The 15,581-nt window shown below is 72.5% G+C and carries 16 protein-coding genes and 1 pseudogene; 8 read left to right on the top strand and 9 right to left on the bottom strand.

Features of this window, described 5'->3' with window-relative positions; all coding sequences use genetic code 11:
• Positions 1-9: 9 nt before the first annotated feature.
• Both ACWCOM_RS07180 and ACWCOM_RS07175 read right to left on the bottom strand, forming a co-directional pair.
• Positions 10-1,053 (bottom strand): zinc-binding dehydrogenase, encoded by a 1,044-nt coding sequence (locus ACWCOM_RS07180; RefSeq protein WP_454548058.1) that lies wholly within the window; start codon positions 1,051-1,053, stop codon positions 10-12.
• An 88-nt stretch (positions 1,054-1,141) separates the two neighbouring features.
• The gene (locus ACWCOM_RS07175) at positions 1,142-2,383 is read right to left on the bottom strand and encodes an MFS transporter (RefSeq protein ID WP_454548057.1); all 1,242 of its coding nucleotides are present in this window, start codon (positions 2,381-2,383) and stop codon (positions 1,142-1,144) included.
• A gap of 136 nt (positions 2,384-2,519) precedes the next feature.
• Here ACWCOM_RS07175 and ACWCOM_RS07170 point away from each other — a divergent pair, with 136 nt between their 5' ends.
• The 6 genes from ACWCOM_RS07170 (at position 2,520) to ACWCOM_RS07145 (ending at position 7,132) form a co-directional block, all read left to right on the top strand.
• Positions 2,520-3,419, top strand: a complete 900-nt coding sequence (locus ACWCOM_RS07170; RefSeq protein ID WP_454548056.1) for a helix-turn-helix transcriptional regulator — start codon at positions 2,520-2,522, stop codon at positions 3,417-3,419.
• Positions 3,420-3,742: 323 nt separating this feature from the next.
• Positions 3,743-4,654 (top strand): DUF1963 domain-containing protein, encoded by a 912-nt coding sequence (locus ACWCOM_RS07165; RefSeq protein ID WP_454548055.1) that lies wholly within the window; start codon positions 3,743-3,745, stop codon positions 4,652-4,654.
• 152 nt (positions 4,655-4,806) lie between these two features.
• Positions 4,807-5,172: an ArsR/SmtB family transcription factor gene (locus tag ACWCOM_RS07160; RefSeq protein WP_454548054.1), complete on the top strand. Its 366-nt coding sequence runs from the start codon at positions 4,807-4,809 to the stop codon at positions 5,170-5,172.
• Complete coding sequence (locus tag ACWCOM_RS07155) at positions 5,169-5,705, top strand: SRPBCC family protein (protein WP_454548053.1); 537 nt, start codon at positions 5,169-5,171, stop codon at positions 5,703-5,705. Before ACWCOM_RS07160 ends, ACWCOM_RS07155 begins: the two co-directional genes overlap by 4 nt.
• Positions 5,706-5,980: 275 nt before the next feature.
• The gene (locus ACWCOM_RS07150) at positions 5,981-6,313 is read left to right on the top strand and encodes a VOC family protein (protein WP_454548052.1); all 333 of its coding nucleotides are present in this window, start codon (positions 5,981-5,983) and stop codon (positions 6,311-6,313) included.
• Between the two features lie 255 nt (positions 6,314-6,568).
• A complete protein-coding gene (locus tag ACWCOM_RS07145) occupies positions 6,569-7,132 on the top strand; it encodes a hypothetical protein (RefSeq protein WP_454548051.1) in 564 nt (187 codons plus the stop codon).
• Positions 7,133-7,219: 87 nt separating this feature from the next.
• On the opposite strand, the gene ACWCOM_RS07140 is transcribed toward ACWCOM_RS07145, so the two are convergent.
• The 7 genes and pseudogenes from ACWCOM_RS07140 to ACWCOM_RS07110 form a co-directional block, all read right to left on the bottom strand.
• A complete protein-coding gene (locus ACWCOM_RS07140; RefSeq protein WP_454548050.1) occupies positions 7,220-8,284 on the bottom strand; it encodes an LLM class flavin-dependent oxidoreductase in 1,065 nt (354 codons plus the stop codon).
• Positions 8,285-8,375: 91 nt separating this feature from the next.
• A pseudogene (locus ACWCOM_RS07135) lies at positions 8,376-8,585 on the bottom strand (tautomerase family protein); the annotation flags it as partial.
• A gap of 13 nt (positions 8,586-8,598) precedes the next feature.
• Positions 8,599-10,080 carry an aldehyde dehydrogenase gene (locus ACWCOM_RS07130; protein ID WP_454548049.1) on the bottom strand — a complete coding sequence of 494 codons (1,482 nt, stop codon included), beginning with the start codon at positions 10,078-10,080 and terminating at the stop codon, positions 8,599-8,601.
• The gene (locus ACWCOM_RS07125; RefSeq protein WP_454548048.1) at positions 10,073-10,825 is read right to left on the bottom strand and encodes an alpha/beta fold hydrolase; all 753 of its coding nucleotides are present in this window, start codon (positions 10,823-10,825) and stop codon (positions 10,073-10,075) included. Before ACWCOM_RS07125 ends, ACWCOM_RS07130 begins: the two co-directional genes overlap by 8 nt.
• A gap of 2 nt (positions 10,826-10,827) precedes the next feature.
• On the bottom strand, positions 10,828-11,379 hold the full coding sequence (locus tag ACWCOM_RS07120) for an amino acid synthesis family protein (protein ID WP_454548047.1): 552 nt from the start codon (positions 11,377-11,379) through the stop codon (positions 10,828-10,830).
• On the bottom strand, positions 11,376-12,002 hold the full coding sequence (locus tag ACWCOM_RS07115) for an amino acid synthesis family protein (protein WP_454548046.1): 627 nt from the start codon (positions 12,000-12,002) through the stop codon (positions 11,376-11,378). Before ACWCOM_RS07115 ends, ACWCOM_RS07120 begins: the two co-directional genes overlap by 4 nt.
• 124 nt (positions 12,003-12,126) lie before the next feature.
• Complete coding sequence (locus ACWCOM_RS07110) at positions 12,127-12,780, bottom strand: GntR family transcriptional regulator (protein WP_454548045.1); 654 nt, start codon at positions 12,778-12,780, stop codon at positions 12,127-12,129.
• A gap of 181 nt (positions 12,781-12,961) precedes the next feature.
• Between ACWCOM_RS07110 and ACWCOM_RS07105 the strand changes: the two genes are divergently transcribed.
• Together ACWCOM_RS07105 and ACWCOM_RS07100 are read left to right on the top strand one after the other, a co-directional pair.
• Complete coding sequence (locus ACWCOM_RS07105) at positions 12,962-13,906, top strand: flavin reductase (protein WP_454548044.1); 945 nt, start codon at positions 12,962-12,964, stop codon at positions 13,904-13,906.
• Between the two features lie 131 nt (positions 13,907-14,037).
• On the top strand, positions 14,038-15,564 hold the full coding sequence (locus tag ACWCOM_RS07100; RefSeq protein ID WP_454548043.1) for a BCCT family transporter: 1,527 nt from the start codon (positions 14,038-14,040) through the stop codon (positions 15,562-15,564).
• Positions 15,565-15,581 lie beyond the last annotated feature (17 nt).

The raw sequence follows: 15,581 nt of genomic DNA, 5'->3' as shown, positions 1-15,581 counted from the left end.
GGTCGTCGGTCACGGACGGACGAGGACCTTCAGGCTCCGGCGCTCGTCCATGTCCTGGTATCCGGCCGGCACGCCGCCGAGGTCGGTGGTGGCGTCGAAGACCCGGCCGGGTTCGATGTTGCCGTCGAGGATGTCGGGCAGCAGCTCCTCGATGTAGGCGCGCACCGGGGCCGGTCCGCCGGCCAGCCGGACGTTGTGGCGGAAGAGGCTGCCGAAGCCGATCGGCGCGTCCTCGTACTGGGGCACGCCCACCCGGCTGATCACGCCGCCGGGGCGGACCACGCCCACGGCCTGCTCGTAGGCGGGCATGTGGCCGACGGCTTCGAGCACCACGTGGGAGCCGTGGCCGCCGGAGAGCTCGCGCACCTGGGCGATGCCCTCCGCCCCGCGGGCGGAGACCACGTCGGTGGCCCCGAAGGCGCGGCCCAGGTCGGTGCGCTGCCGGTGGCGTCCCATGAGGACGATCTGCTCCGCGCCCAGGCGCTGGGCCGAGAGCACGGCCAGCAGCCCCACGGCCCCGTCGCCGATCACCGTGACACGGCTGCCGGGACGCACCCCGCCGGCCACGGCGGCGTGGTAGCCGGTGCCCAGCACGTCGGCCAGGGTCAGCAGCGAGGGCATCAGGGCCGAGTCGGGGGCGACGGGCAGCTTGACCAGGGTGCCGTCGGCCAGGGGGACACGGATGGCCTCGGCCTGACCGCCCTCGTCGGGGATGGCGTCCCAGAAGCCGGCCTCGTGGTGGGTGCAGGAGGTGTGCAGCTTCTCGGCGCAGAACGGGCAGGTGTTGTCCGAGACCGCGAACGGCGCGACGACCAGGTCGCCCTTCGCCACGGTGGTCACCGCCGTGCCGGTGTCCTCGACGACGCCGATGAACTCGTGACCCATGCGGGCCGGCCCGCCGGAGGGGTCCATGGAGTGGTAGGGGTGCAGGTCCGACCCGCAGATGCAGGAGGCGGTGATCTGGACCAGCGCGTCGGTGGGCCGCTTGAGGACCGGGTCCGGGACGTTCTCGATGCGAACGTCGCCGGGGCCGTACATGAGGGTGGCACGCATGGGGTGTTCTCCTTCGGGTGTGCTCTTCGTGGACAGTGCGGGGAGGTCGGGAACCGGGGGACGGCGGTGGGACCGGAGCGGCGGACGCTCAGTCGGTGGCGGGCGCCTCCGGCACCGCGCGGCGGCGCTGGAGGCGGGCCAGGACGGCGGCGGGGACGAGGGTCAGGGCGGCGATGGCTGCGCCGACCGCCACCGGGCCGATCGGCCCGAGCCCGGACCCCAGGGCGATGCCGCCGACCCAGGAAGCGGCGGCGGTGCCGACGTTGAAGGCGGCCACGCTGAGCGAGGAACCCAGGGTGGGGGCGTGGTCGGCGTAGCGCACGGCCAGGGAGATCAGCACCGGGTTCGCCCCCAGCCCGAAGAGGCCCAGCAGGGCGAGCAGGACGACGGTGGGCAGGGCTGCACCGGAGACCAGGCAGATCGCCAGCAGGAGGACGGCCGTGGCGGCCGGGGCCACGATCGTCGTGGCGTGGGGACGGATGTCCCCGAGCCGGCCGCCCAGGACCGAGCCCGCCAGGGAGCCGAGGCCGAAGCCGGCCAGCACCAGGGGCACCAGGGGCGCGGGGACACCGGTCCGGTCGGTGAGCAGCGGGACGATGTAGGAGTACGCCGCCAGCACTCCACCGGTGGTGGCGGCGCAGGCCGCCAGCACCAGCCACAGCCGCCCCGACCGCAGCGAGGAGAGCTCCGCGCGCAGGGACACCGCACCGGTTCCGGCCCCCTGGTGGGGGACGTGGCGGGCGATGACGGGGATCGCGGCCGCCGCCAGGACCGCCAGAGCCCAGAACGTGCCCCGCCATCCGACGAGCTGGGCGGCGAGGGCGCCGAGGGGCACGCCGAGCACGGTGGCGAGCATGCCTCCGGCGTTGACGATGCCCACCGCCCGGGAGCCGGCGCCGGGGCCGGCCACGCGGGTGGCCACCACCGCCGCGACGGCCCAGAACGCCCCGGTGGCCAGGGCGGTGAGGAACCGCGCGGTGACCAGCACGGTGAAGCTGGTGCTCACGGCGACGACGACGTGACCGAGGGCGAACACGACCAGGGCCAAAAGCAGCGTCAGCCGCTGCGGCAGGCGCAGGGTCAGCATCGCCATCAGCGGGGCGCCCACCATCCCGACCGCGAACACCGTGATCAGCAGACCGGCACGGGCGACGGTGACCTGCAGGTCGTCGGCGATCTGCGGCAGGATGCCCGCCACCACGAACTCGGTGGTGAGCATCAGGAACGTGCCCACTGCCAGCGCGTAGACCACCAGCGGCAGGGGCGTCGAGCGCCGGCCGTTCGTCGCGGTCCCCGCTCCGGCCGGGATGGTGGGGGCTGATCCGTGCATGTGCGGTGCTCCTGAGCTCGATCGACGTCGTCCTGTCCTCCATTGCACCCCGGTCCCCACGGCCGGAGAAGGTCGTGTTGATGGGGGGACAAACTCTCCCCCCTCACCCGGGGTGCGAGCCGCCTAGGGTGGGCGCATGGACACCGCCTCGGACAACCGCGCCGACATCCGCGACTTCCTCGCCACCCGCCGCGCCAAGCTGCGTCCGGAACAGGTCGGGCTGCCCGCCGGGGCCCGCCGGCGCGTGCCGGGGCTGCGCCGGGAGGAGGTCGCGGTGCTGGCGGGGGTGAGCACCGAGTGGTACGCCCGGCTGGAGAAGGGGCACATCCGCGGGGTCTCCGAAGAGGTGCTCGAGGCCGTCGCCCGGGCCCTGCGCCTGGACGAGGAGGAGCGCACCTATCTGTTCGACCTCGCCCGTGCCGCCCGGCCCGCAGCTCGCCGACGCGCCGGCCGCAAGGAGGTCGAGGTCGCGGCCCCGATCCAGTGGATGCTGGACTCCATCACGATGTCGGCCGGGTTCGTGCGCAACGGCCGCCTCGACGTCGTCGCCACCAACGCCCTGGCCCGGGCCGTCCACGCCCCGATGTTCGCCAGCGCCACCACCGTCCGCGGCAGGGCCAACTTCGCCCGCTACCACTTCCTCGACCCGACTTCCCGGGACTTCTTCATCGACTGGGGGGACGGGGCCGCGGCCACCGTGGCGCTGCTGCGCACCGAAGCGGGCCGGGAGCCCCACGACCGGGCGCTGCGCGAGCTCGTCGGGGAGCTGTCCACCCTCAGCGCGGAGTTCCGCACCCTGTGGGCCTCCCACGACATCCGGATCCGCCACGACGGGACCAAGCGCCTCCAGCACCCCGTCGTCGGGGCCCTGGAGCTGACCTATCAGTCCCTCGCCGTGCCTGCCGTTCCCGGCGCGGGCACCGAGCTCAGCATCTACACCGCCGAACCCGGCACCGCCCACGAGGAGCACCTCAAGCTCCTCACCAGCTGGGCCGCCACCACCGCCGCCGAAGCGGCGGAGAACGCCCAGCCGTAGCACGCCGCGGGCGCGCGCCGCGTGGCAGCCGGCAGGGGAGGCTCAGCGGTGGCCCCGGCGGACACCCGACCGGCGGCGCTCGCCGTCGCCCTCGCCCTGACGGCCCTCGCCGTGGTCCTGGCGATCAGCACGGACCGGACGCGCTGAGAGCCGCCACGCAGCGGTCGTGCCCGCCGGACCCGGACGGACCGCACCGCTAGGGTCGGTGCCGGACACGGTGTGTCGTGCGGCCACGGTGGTCGCCGTGCGGGTGCGGACGTCGATGGCCGGGTGCCGGCCCGCCCGCCGCTTCGATGCCCCACCCCGGCGAGGAGAGGACGGCCATGGCCAGGAAGCGCGGCACCGTGGAGGCGCCCCTGCACGGACCCTTCGGCCGGATCCAGGCCTGGTTGCGCAACGGGCCGGCCGGCGCGGACCGGTTGCTGGAGCGAGTGGCGTTCTCCCCGGTGCTCAGCGACCAGTCCTTCGCCCCCGGCGACGAGGAGCTGGCCGAGCTGTGGCGCACCGGCGGTTGGGTCAGCTGGCTGGGCGGACCCGCCGCAGCGCCCCTGGGCCGGTGGCCGCGGGCGGTCGACGGCACGGCGCTGGCCCATGTCCTCACCCTCGACCTGGCGGACACGGCCGGTGTGCTCGACGCCCAGGGCAAGGCCGCCTGGCCGGGGCTGCGCGAGGGCCTGCCCACCACCGGGGTCCTGGAGGTCTTCCACGATCTGCGCACCTTCGGCTCCGAGTCCGGCGACGGGGGCGCAGGTGCCTGGTCGGTGCGCTGGGTGCCCGAGCCCGACCGCGCCGCCCTGGTGGAGCCCCCGGCCGATGTCGAGGTCCCGGCTCCGGTGTGCCAGCTCGTGCTGGCCCTGCCCGGCTTCACCCTGCCCCCGGCCGCCGATTCCGTCGGCGGACCGCCGGAGGACTTCGCCACCGCCGAAGCGCTCGAAGAGGCTCTGCAGAGGGCATGGCTGGCCCAGCGCACCGGCTCCACCGAGGGACACCCGGTGCCGGTCAGCCACGTCTACGGGCACAGCCGGCACGGCGAGATCAACGCCCGAGCCCTGCTGGACGAGGTGCTGCCGCTGAGTGCTCCCGGGGACGAGCACCGCCTGGTCCTGGACCTGGAAAGTTGGACAGCCTTGGAAGGATGGTTCGGCGACGCCGGCAGCCTCGAGGTCTGGATGCGCACCACCGACCTCGACGCCGGCCGCTTCGACCGGGCGTGGTGCCTGATCCGCACCGACTGAACCCCGTCCACGGGCGTCGTCCGGGGATCCGCGCCGCGGCCGGACCCGCTCGTGGCGCCGCCGCGCCCCCGGTCCTGCCGAGAAGCCGTCCCCGTGACGGGCTCGTCCACGACCCCTGGCACATTGGTAACCGGATGGTTACCATAAGGGTCGTGGACGTCTACACGGCTCTGGCGGACCCGGTGCGGCGGGCGCTGCTGCGGCGGCTGGCCCGGGGACCGGCCCGGGTGGTCGACCTCGCGGCCGACCACGACATCAGCCGCCCGGCGGTCAGCCGGCACCTGAAGGTGCTCGGGGACGCGGGCCTGATCGCCGGGACCACGCAGGGCCGCGAACGCCGATACCGGCTGGTGCCCGCCGCCCTGGAGCCGGTCGCCGTGCTGCTCGACGAGCTCGCCGACCGGGCGCCGCGGGTCCCCGAGCACGTCCTGGACGGCCTGGAGCTGGAGGTCCGGCGCGCCGGCCGCGACCGCGCCGCCGACCGGCACACCCGCACCGAGAGGAAGGACGCAGGATGACGTCACCACAGGCCACCGGACGGCCGGAGACGCGCCAGGACGGTGAGTGGATCGTGTTCACCCGCCGCTTCACCGCCCCCGTCGAGGACGTGTGGGCCGCCGTCACCGACTCCGAGCGCCTCGGGCGCTGGATCGGCACCTGGAGCGGGAACCCGGCCTCCGGCAGCGTGACCTTCCGGATGACCGCCGAGGAGGGCATGCCGGAGGAGGTGCACCACATCGAGGCCTGCGAGCCCCCGTGGCTGCTGCGCACGCGCGCCCGCAGCGAGGGACCGGACGGGCAGGACCACGACTGGAGGGTGGAGATCCGGCTCACCGAGGACAGCGGCGGCACGACGCTGCACTTCGGCCAGATCCTGCCGGACCCGGGGTGGGCGCACGACGTCGGCCCCGGCTGGGACTACTACCTGGACCGGCTCGTCGCAGCCGAGACCGGCGGGGACGTCGCCGCGATCGACTTCGCACGCGACTACCACCCCGCCCTGGTCCCGGCCTACCGGCAGCGCTTCCCGGTCCCGCCCCCGCAGCCGTAGTCGGCCACCGGGAGCCACGGCGAGGACCTCGCCCGTTGCTCGCCCGGCGACGCCCTGGGCGGCCGGCCGGCACGACGACGTGGCCCCGGTTCCCGGCCCGACGGGTACCCCCGCTGCGCGTCCTGCACCGCGTGCACCGGGACCGTCTTGTGCGACATCACCGGCCGGGAGCAGACTGGCCGGCACGAGGGCGCCGACCGCGCCGAAGGACCTCCGCGGTCGGCGCAGGTCAGCGCGCACCGTCTACCCCGGGGGTCCCGCCGAAGGAGACGACCATGATCCATCGCGTGCTCGCCCACTGCACGGTCACCGACCTCGACCGCGCCGAGCAGTGGTACACCGTCGTCTTCGAGCGCGCCCCCGACGCCCGCCCGATGCCCGGCCTGCTCGAGTGGCACCTCGGGGACACCGCCGGGGTGCAGATCTGGTCCGAACCCGCCCGGGCGGGGCGCTCGAGCGTCGTCCTCGGCGAGACCGATCTCCGGGCCGCCGCCGCGCGGACCGCTGCTGCCGGCGTCGAGCACGAGGGTCCGCAGCCCGGTGGGGGAGCTCGCATCCTGCAGCTCACGGACCCCGACGGCAACCGGGTCGTCCTCATCGGACCCTGAACGACCGATGATCCCCGGCCGCACGCACGACGGGCACGTCGCCCCGGTGGCTCGTGCTGCCGCGCCGGTCCTCGTCGCCGCACTCCGGGGACCGTCCGATGTGTCGAGGCGCCGTCTCATGATTGCCAGCCCGGGGCAGGCGTGCTTGCATTGGCAATGAGCCCCCGTGGTCGTGCCGGGGTGGACGTGGACCGGGGGCTCTCGCATGGTGTCAGGTTCTCCCGCGTACTCCGAGGCGGTGTCGTGGACAGCGTGATGATCCCCGTCGACTCCCTGGTCTGGCACGAGGCGTGCGAGGACGCACGCCTCCAGGCGCTCGTGGCCGACATCCGTGTGCACCGGGTCCGCAGGCCCGTGCACGTCACCTCCGACGCGTCCCCCGTGATCCTCGACGGCGCCCACAGGTCCCGCGCCACCGATCTTCTGGGCGAGGCCCTGGTGCCCGCTCATGTCGTGCCGGTGCCCGGCGACTACCGCGTGCCCGGCTGGGTCCACGCCTTCGACGCTCCGCCGCCCATCGCGGCGCTCGGCTCGGACGGGGACGTCATCGGCTACGTCACGGGCGCGGGGGCGCGCCGGCCGGTGTACTCGCTCGGCAGCAGCCTGGCGGCGCTTCTCGACAGCTACTGGATGGTGGCCAACAGCTGTCGCGGGCGCCCTTACACCCGCCTCGACCACGTGCCCGAGGGCCGCCCGTCGTTCGAGTGGCGCCTGCCGTCGTGGCGGGTCATCCAGCAGATGACGACGACCCTCGGGCCCCTGCCCGCAGGAGTCACGCGGTTCGGGCCGCTCATCGCCACCGAGTGTCCCGCCTGCTGACTGCCGCGCCCCGGTGGAGGGGGCCGCGCGTCGGGACCCCCTCCTCGACCCCTGCACGCCGTCGCGGTGGTGGCCCCGGCGTGGGCGTCACCGGGCCGCGGCGGCGGGCTGCTCCTGGAAGGCGGGGACGACGTGTCGGACGAACAGCTCCAGGGACTTCTTCTTCTCGTCGTGGCTCATGCCGTTGTCGATCCAGTACGCGAACTCGTCGACCCCCAGTTCCTGGTAGTGCCGGATCCGCTCGACGACCTCGTCGGGGGTGCCGATCATCGCGGACCGGTGCAGGCTGTCCAGCTCGAACTCGGGCCGGTCGGCGAACTTCTCCTCGGGGGAGGGCTCGAGGAAGCCGTTGACGGGGGTGGTCCTGTTCCCGGCCCAGGCATCGAAGGTGCGGTAGTAGCGGTTGATCGCGGCCGCCCCGGCACGCCACCCGTCCGGGTCCTCGGGGCTGTGCACGTAGGTGTGCCGCAGGCAGAGGACCTCCGGCTTGTCCGCCTCGGGGAACTTGGCCATGGCTGCCCGGGTCTTGCCCATGAGATCGGCGACCTCGGCGTCGTCCTTCATGAGCGGGGTGACCATGATGTTGAAGCCGTTCTCGACGGCGAACTCGTGGGACTCGGGGGAGCGGGCCGCGACCCAGATGGGGATCTCGTCCTGGACGGGCTTGGGCACGCTGGTGGAGGTGGGGAACTGCCAGATCTCCCCGTCATGGGCGTAGTCGCCCTGCCACAGGGCGCGCATGGCGGGGAGGATCTCGCGCAGGTGCTGCCCACCGGCGGCGGCGGGCATGCCGCCGGCGAGCCGGTCGAACTCGAACTGGTAGGCGCCGCGGGCGACGCCGAGCTCGAGGCGGCCGCCGCTGATGACGTCCAGCAGCGCGGACTCACCGGCCGCGCGGATGGGGTTCCAGAACGGGGCGATCAGGGTGCCGGCGCCCAGGCGGATGGTCTTCGTCTCGGCGGCGAGGTAGGCCAGCAAGGGCATGGGGCTGGGGGAGACGGTGTACTCCATGGCGTGGTGCTCGCCGATCCACGCGGTGGAGAACCCACCGTCCTCGGCGACGTGCACGAGATCCACGAGGTCCTCGAAGAGCTGCCGGTGGCTGATCCGGTCGTCCCAGCGTTCCATGTGCACGAAGAGGGAGAAGCGCATTATGGGTGTCCTTCTGTAGGTGGGCTGCCCGCGATCTGGGGCGGATGACGTGGTCTGTGCCGCGGTGGTTCTGCTCGCGACGCAGGGGCCGTCAGCTCGGTCCGGCGGCGCTGTTGCGTTCGGCAATGGTGCGGTCGGCCCGGGACCAGTGGGTGGTCGGGACCTCCCGGATGATCACCGTGGTGTTCTCCGGCACCGCACCGACGGACTCCTCGGCGGCACGGTGCAGGGCGGAGACGAGGGCGCGGAGCTGTTCGGGGCTGCGGCCCTCGGCGATGGACACGTCGATCAGGGGCATGGGGGTCTCCTTGTCGTCAGCTGCGCAGGACGAAGGGGTCCGCGACCGGGCCTTCGTCGGTGTTGATCCACACGCTCTTGAGGCGGGTGTACTCGTGCATGGACTCCAGGCCGTGCTCGATGCCCACGCCGCTGTTCTTGAAGCCCTGGCGCGGGGACATCGGGGACATGGCCCGGTAGGTGTTGACCCAGATGGTGCCGGCCTCCAGGCGGCGGGCCATCCGGTGGGCGCGGGCGAGGTTCTGGGTCCAGATGCCGGCGGCCAGTCCGTACTCGGTGTCGTTGGCCAGTCCCAGGACCTCGTCCTCGGTGTCGAAGGGCATGATCGCGGCGACGGGTCCGAAGATCTCCTCCCGGGTGACGCGCATGTCGTTGGTCACCCCGGTGAGCACGGTGGGGGAGTAGAAGTAGCCCGGCAGCCCGACCTCGGGCCGGCCGCCGCCGGTGAGGACGGTCGCGCCCTCGGAGACGCCGAGCTCGACGTAGGAGCCGACCTTCTCCTGCTGGGCAGCGAAGGCCAGCGGGCCCAGTTCGGTGTCCTCGAGCATCGGGTCGCCGATGACGATGCTGCGGGCGCGGTCGGCGACCTTCTCCAGCAGCTCGTCGTAGACGGAGCGGTGGGCGAACACGCGGCTGCCGGCGATGCAGGTCTGCCCGGCGGCGGCGAAGATCCCGGCGATGACGCCCATGGCGGCGTTGGAGACGTCGGCGTCCTCGAAGACGATGTTGGGGCTCTTGCCGCCCAGTTCCAGGGTGCACCCGATGAACCGGGAGGCGGCGGAGGCGGCGATGGCCGAGCCGGTGGCGGTGGAGCCGGTGAAGGAGATCTTCGCGATGCCGGGGTGGTCCACCAGCGGGGCGCCGGCTTCGACGCCGTAGCCGGTGACGACGTTGATGACCCCGTCGGGGAACCCGGCCTCGGTGGCCAGCTCGGCCAGGCGCAGCACGGTGCGGGAGGTGTACTCGGAGGGCTTGATGACCAGGGTGTTGCCGGCGGCCAGGGCCGGGGAGAGCTTGGAGGTGGTCAGGGTCAGCGGGGAGTTCCAGGGGGTGATGGCCCCGACCACGCCCAGTGCCTCGCGCTGGGTGTAGTTGAGCATCTGCACCGAGTTGGTGGGGATCTGGCTGCCCTGGACCTTGTCGGCCAGGCCGGCGTAGTAGTGGAGGTACTCCGGCAGGCCGGTCAGCTGACCCCGCATCTCGCGCAGCAGCTTGCCGTTGTCCTGGGACTCCATCCGGGCCAGTTCCTCGGCGTGCTGCCCGACCAGATCGCCCAGGCGCCGCAGCAGGTGACCGCGCCGGGTCGGGGACAGGTCCCGCCACCTCGGGTCGTGGAAGGCCCGCTTCGCGGCCCGGACGGCGGCGTCGACGTCGGCGGCGGTGCCGCGGGCCGCGGCGTACAGGGTATCCAGGGTGGCCGGGTTGGTGCTCTCGAAGTACGCGCCCTCGACCGGGGCGGCGTGCTGTCCGTTGATGAAGTGGTCGTAGCGCTCAGGCATGGTCTTCTCGATCCGATTCCGCGATGAAGTGGTGGATGGTGCGGGCCAGCTCGACCGGCTGCTCCACGGGGAGCATGTGGCGGGCCCCGGCGACCACGACGGCCCGGGTGCCCGGGACCGCGGAGGCCAGCCGCCCGGTCATCTCCGGGGTGGACCCGGGGTCCAGGTCCCCGGTGACCGCCAGGGACGGAACCCGGATCCCGCCCAGCTCGGGGCCGATCTCGGCGTCGGCGGTGGCGAACACCTGGTAGGCGTGCAGATAGGACTCCACGGAGTTGGCCAGCAAGGTGCTCCGGGTGTCCGCCACGGTGCCGGCGTCCACCCCGCTGCCCGCCGGGTACCAGCGGCCGATCGAGGCCTCCACGCTGCCCGGGAAGTCCGCCCGGGCTCCTGCGAGCCGCCGCTGCACCGAGGCCGCCTCCTCCGGGGTGCGCCGGCACACGGAACTGACGCTGGTGAGGGTGGCGACGAGCTCGGGGCGGTACCGGGCGAGGTGCTGGGCGATGAGCGCGCCGAGGGAGAACCCCACCAGGTGGGCGCGCCCGGGCAGACGGGCCGCGACGTCCTCGGCCAGCTCGCTCAGGGTGGCCGGTCCGGTCAGCGGCGGCCGGGCTCCGTGGCCGGGCAGATCCAGGGCCACGACGGGGCGGTCGTCCCACCGGGCGAGCTGGGCGCGGAGGGGCTCCCACATGGTGTGGTCCAGCCCCACGCCGTGGAGCAGGACGATCGGCAGGGGCTGGACCATGGTCACTGCTCGGTGCTCAGCGGGGCCAGGCGCTGCTGGGGGCGCCCCTGGGCGGCCGCCGCCAGGGCGATGACGATCTCCCCGGGGTGCGGGGCGTCGGCCAGGCGCACCTCGATGCTCTGGTGGTGGGAGCGGATGGTGGCGTCGGTGATGTGCTTGAGCGGGATGTCGAAGACGACGCCGGCGGGCCCGCGCTTCTCCACCGCCGGCAGCAGCGTGGTCGCGGAGGCGGCCCGGCGGAAGTGGTCGCCGAACTTGAGGGTGTGGATCAGGGCCGAGCCGTGCTCGATCTCCCCGTCCAGGCCCACGATCGCGGCCTTGCCGAAGGCCTCCACCGGGGCGCCCAGGGCGTCGACGACCCGGGACGCCAGCAGGGCGCCGACCTCGGAGGCGGTGGCGTCGATGCCGGGGTTGAGGTCCTCGACGAAGCCCTGACCGGCCCAGGGATTGGCGATGACGGCGGCCACGACGGCCACGCGCGCGGCGGGCTCGACGGGGCGGCCGCCCTCGGTGACGGTCTCTTCGACGAGGGTGATGATCTTGCGGGTGCTCATGCGGAGGCTCCTTCGAGGACGGCGGACGTGACGGCGGGATCGGTGACCCGGTCCCCGATGCGGGGGTGCGGGCGGGGACCGGTGGAGGCGGCGACGACGACGACGATCTCGTCGGCACGCGGCCCGTCACCGACCCGGGTGGTGATGGTCTGGTAGTGGCTGCGCGTGGCGGCGGCGGTCTTGTGCCACACGGGCACGACCAGGGCCTGGCCGGCTTCGGCGCGGTCGTCGGCGAAGCAGATGATCGAGGAGCCCTCGAGGAACTCCCGCACGAGATTGCCGAAGTACGGGGTGTGGATCAGCGCCCCGGCGTGCTCGATCTCCCCGGCGGTGCCCACGACGGCGGCCTTGCCGAAGGCCTCGATCCGCTCGGCCCCGCCCAGGCTCTCCAGGAGCCGGTCGGTCAGCACCCGCGCCAGCGGCGGCGCCAGCTGCTCGGTGGCCGGGGACAGGTCCGTGTCCGGGCCGGTCCCGGCCCAGGGGTTGGACACCACCGCGGCGACCGTGGCGCGCACGACCGGTACGGCCGGGGCCGCGCCGTTCTCGAGCAGGATCTCCTCCTGGTAGTGGACGATCTTGCGGATGCCGGCCCGGTCGAGCGGGTGCGGCGTCGTGGTGGTCATCGCGGATCCCCCCGGTGCGAGGGGAGGGGGAGCCGCGACGCGACCCTCCCTGGGAGGAGTTCCGAGCTGCGCATGGCGTATTCCTTTCGTGCCGGCGTGCAGCCGGTGCTGATGGGGGCGGCGGTCATGGTGCCAGGGGCCCGCCGGCGGTGCGGGAGTCGGTGAGGACCTCCCGGGCGGAGGCGTAGACGTGGTTGCGCATGGCCGCCTCGGCGCCGAAATGGTCCTTGTCCCGGATCATCTCCAGCACCACGCGGTGCTCACTGGTGGAGGCCCTGATGCGTCCGGGGTGCTCGGCCGTGCGCAGCACCAGGCGGTGGTAGGCCAGCTGGTTCATCAGCCGGTCGTAGTGCTCGGCCAGCTTGGAGTTGTCCGACCCGGTGATGATGGTGCGGTGGAACTCGTGCACCAGTTCCGCGTAGCGGCCGGCGTCCTGGTCGGCGGTCGCCTGGTCGGACTCCGCGATGTTGCGTTCGAGCACCTCGAGCTCCGGCACGTTGCCGCGCCGGGCCAGCAGACCGGCCGCGAGACCCTCCAGGCCCTCCTTGAGCTGGAAGAGCTCCACGATCTCCCGGCGGGTGGGCTCCCGCACGAAGGTGCCGACCTTGGGGCGGATCTCCACCAGTCCCTCGTGCTGGAGCTGCTTGAGGGTCTCCCGGATCGGCGTGCGGCTGACGTCGAACTCCTGGGACAGGAAGACCTCGGACAGCGGCGCCCCCGGCGGGAACTGCCCACTGAGCACCAGCCGGCGGACGCGCTCCAGGAGGGGGGCGTCCACGTGGTCGTCGGCTCCACCGGTTCGATCTGCTGTTTGTTGCATGCAACAGACGCTAGGCGGATGTGATGCAGCCGTCAAGGGGCAGAAACCTCACGTGGAGAATTCCGGCAGTTTCAGCTCTCTCGAGTTTTCCGCCGTCGTCCATTGACCTGAGTGTGTGATGCGGGTTACGTTCTCTGCCATGCAACAGGAACTCGAAGCAACGCTCACGACCGTCTGGCAAGCCGCTTGGGACCGCGGGGAGGTGGCGGCGCTGGAGACGGTGGTCACCCCCGACTACGTGCGGGTGAGCCGCTCCAGCGGGCACACCGCCACGCTGGCGGACCTGCAGGAGGAGATCCGCACGATCCGCGCCGGCTTCCCGGACCTGGTGACCACCATCGACGCGGTGGTCGCCCAGGGGGACACCGCGGCGATCTTCTGGACCACCACCGGCACCCACACCGAGACCTTCCTCGGCGTGCCGCCCACCGGCCGCCGGGTCCGGACCCGCGGCTCCAACCACGTGACCCTGGTGGACGGGCGGATCGCCCGTGAGGAGGTGACCTGGGACGGCTCGGAGCTGCTGCACAGCCTTGGGGTCCGGCACCTCAGCGACACGCCGCTGCAGCCGGAGGAGGTCGTGCTCGACGACCTCTCGGGCGATCCCGACCCGCAGGTGATGAAGACCTTCAACCGGCAGTTCATCACCGGCGTGACCGTGGTCACCACCCAGGACGGCGGCACCCCCCGGGGCCTGGCCGTGAACTCCTACGCCTCGGTGTCCCTGGAGCCGCCGCTGGTGATGGTGTGCATCCAGAAGACCTCCTCCACCTACCCGGCCCTGTTCGCCGCCACGCACCTGGGCATCAACATCCTCGGCACCGGGCAGCGGGAGACGATCGCCACCTTCGCGTCCAAGGCGCCGGACAAGTTCGCCGAGGTCGACTGGCACCCCGGGCCCAGCGGCAGCCCGCTGATCGACCACTCCCCGGCGTCCCTGGAGGCCGAGATCCGTGAGCGCTTCCAGGCCAAGACCCACACCGTCTTCATCTGCCGCGTCCGCCACGCGGAGGTGAGCGAGGCCAGCCCCATCATCTACAAGGCCGGCCGCTTCTACGACAGCGACGACCTCACGCAGCTGTGACACCCGCCCGGAGAGCCGCCCGGTCCTCCTCGCGCCCGACATCGGAGAATCCTGTGGTCCAACAACTCGACCCACCCGTTTCGACCCGCCGCTCGGACAGGCGGCCGGCGACGTCCGCGAGACCCGGGGCGGTGTTCGTGGTGTCGATCGTCCTGATCGCCGCCTTCGTCCTCTGGGCCTCGGTGTCCCCGGAGTCCCTGAACTCCGTGATGACGGCGAGCATCGGCTGGGCGGCCGGCTCCGTCGGCTGGAGCTACCTCGTCGTGACGCTGCTGTGCATCGGCCTGCTGGTGTACCTGGCCCTCAGCCGGTTCGGGGACATCCGGCTCGGGTCCAACGCCGCCCGCCCCGAGTACAGCACCTGGGCGTGGCTGGCCATGATCCTCTCGGCGGTGATGGGGATCGGGCTGATCAGCTACGGGGTGGCCGAGCCCATCTCCCACTTCATGGCGCCTCCGCACGGGTTGGCCGAGCCCGGGACCATGGACGCGGCCGTGCGGGCCATGCAGTACAGCTTCTTCGACTGGGGGCTGCACGCCTGGGCCGTCTTCGGGGTGTTCGGCCTGGCCATCGGCTACTCCACCCACCGCAAGAACCGTCCCGGTCTGGTGTCCCCGATGCTGCGCCCGGTGCTGGGCAGGCTCGTGGACGGCTGGTTCGGCAAGGCCATCGACGTCTTCGCCATCATCGCAACCCTCTTCGGCACCACCACCTCCCTGGGGCTGGGGGCGTCCCAGATCGCCGAAGGCCTCAACCGCATCCTCGGCCTGCCCACCGGCCTGCCGACCCAGATCGTGATCATCGCCGTGATCACGGTGCTGTTCACCCTCTCCGCGCTGTCCGGGGTGAACAAGGGCATCAAGTACATCAGCGAGATCACGATGGGCCTGTCCGCGATCCTGGCGGCCTACGTCTTCGTGGCCGGGCCCACGGACTTCGTCTCCAACCTGTTCTTCCGCTCCGTCGGGCAGTACGCCAGCGAGTTCTTCACCACCAGCCTCATCACCCCGTCCACGCCCGAGGACCTGCAGTGGATGCAGTGGTGGACCTACTTCATGATGGCCTGGTGGCTCAGCTGGGGGGCGTTCGTCGGGGTGTTCCTGGCCAAGATCTCCAAGGGTCGCACCGTCCGCCAGTTCGTCGCCGGCGTGCTCGGGGTCCCCACCCTGGTGTTCTTCGCCTGGTTCACCATCTTCGGCGGCTCGGCCATCAAGATGGACATGGACGGCGCCGGGATCGGTGAGGCCACCACCGCCAACATCAACTCCGCGTTCTTCGCCATGCTCGACCAGCTCCCGCTGGTGCAGGTCACCGCGGTGCTCACCGTGGTGCTGGTCGCACTGTTCTTCATCTCCGGCGCCGACGCCAACACCTACGTGCTGAGCATGCTCTCCTCCAGGGGCACCCTGACCCCGACCAAGCCGGTCCTGACCCTGTGGGGGGTGCTCACCGGGGCCTGCGCCGTGCTGCTCCTGACCGTGGGCGGTCTGGCGGCGCTGCAGCAGGCGGCCATGCTCTCCGCCCTGCCCTTCACGATCATCGTGGCCCTGCTCGGGGTCTCCCTGATCATCGAGCTGCGCAAGGACCCGGAGTTCCAGCTGCTCCGCCACGCCCGCCTGCACGAGCTCCCCGGGGCCGGGAGCACCGACGGCCAGTAGCAGTCCGTGTCCGGCCG

It is taken from the genome of Kocuria sp. KH4 (assembly GCF_053711175.1).
The sequence above is the reverse complement of the archived record's forward strand: the minus strand, read 5'-3'. Positions and strand labels throughout refer to the sequence as shown.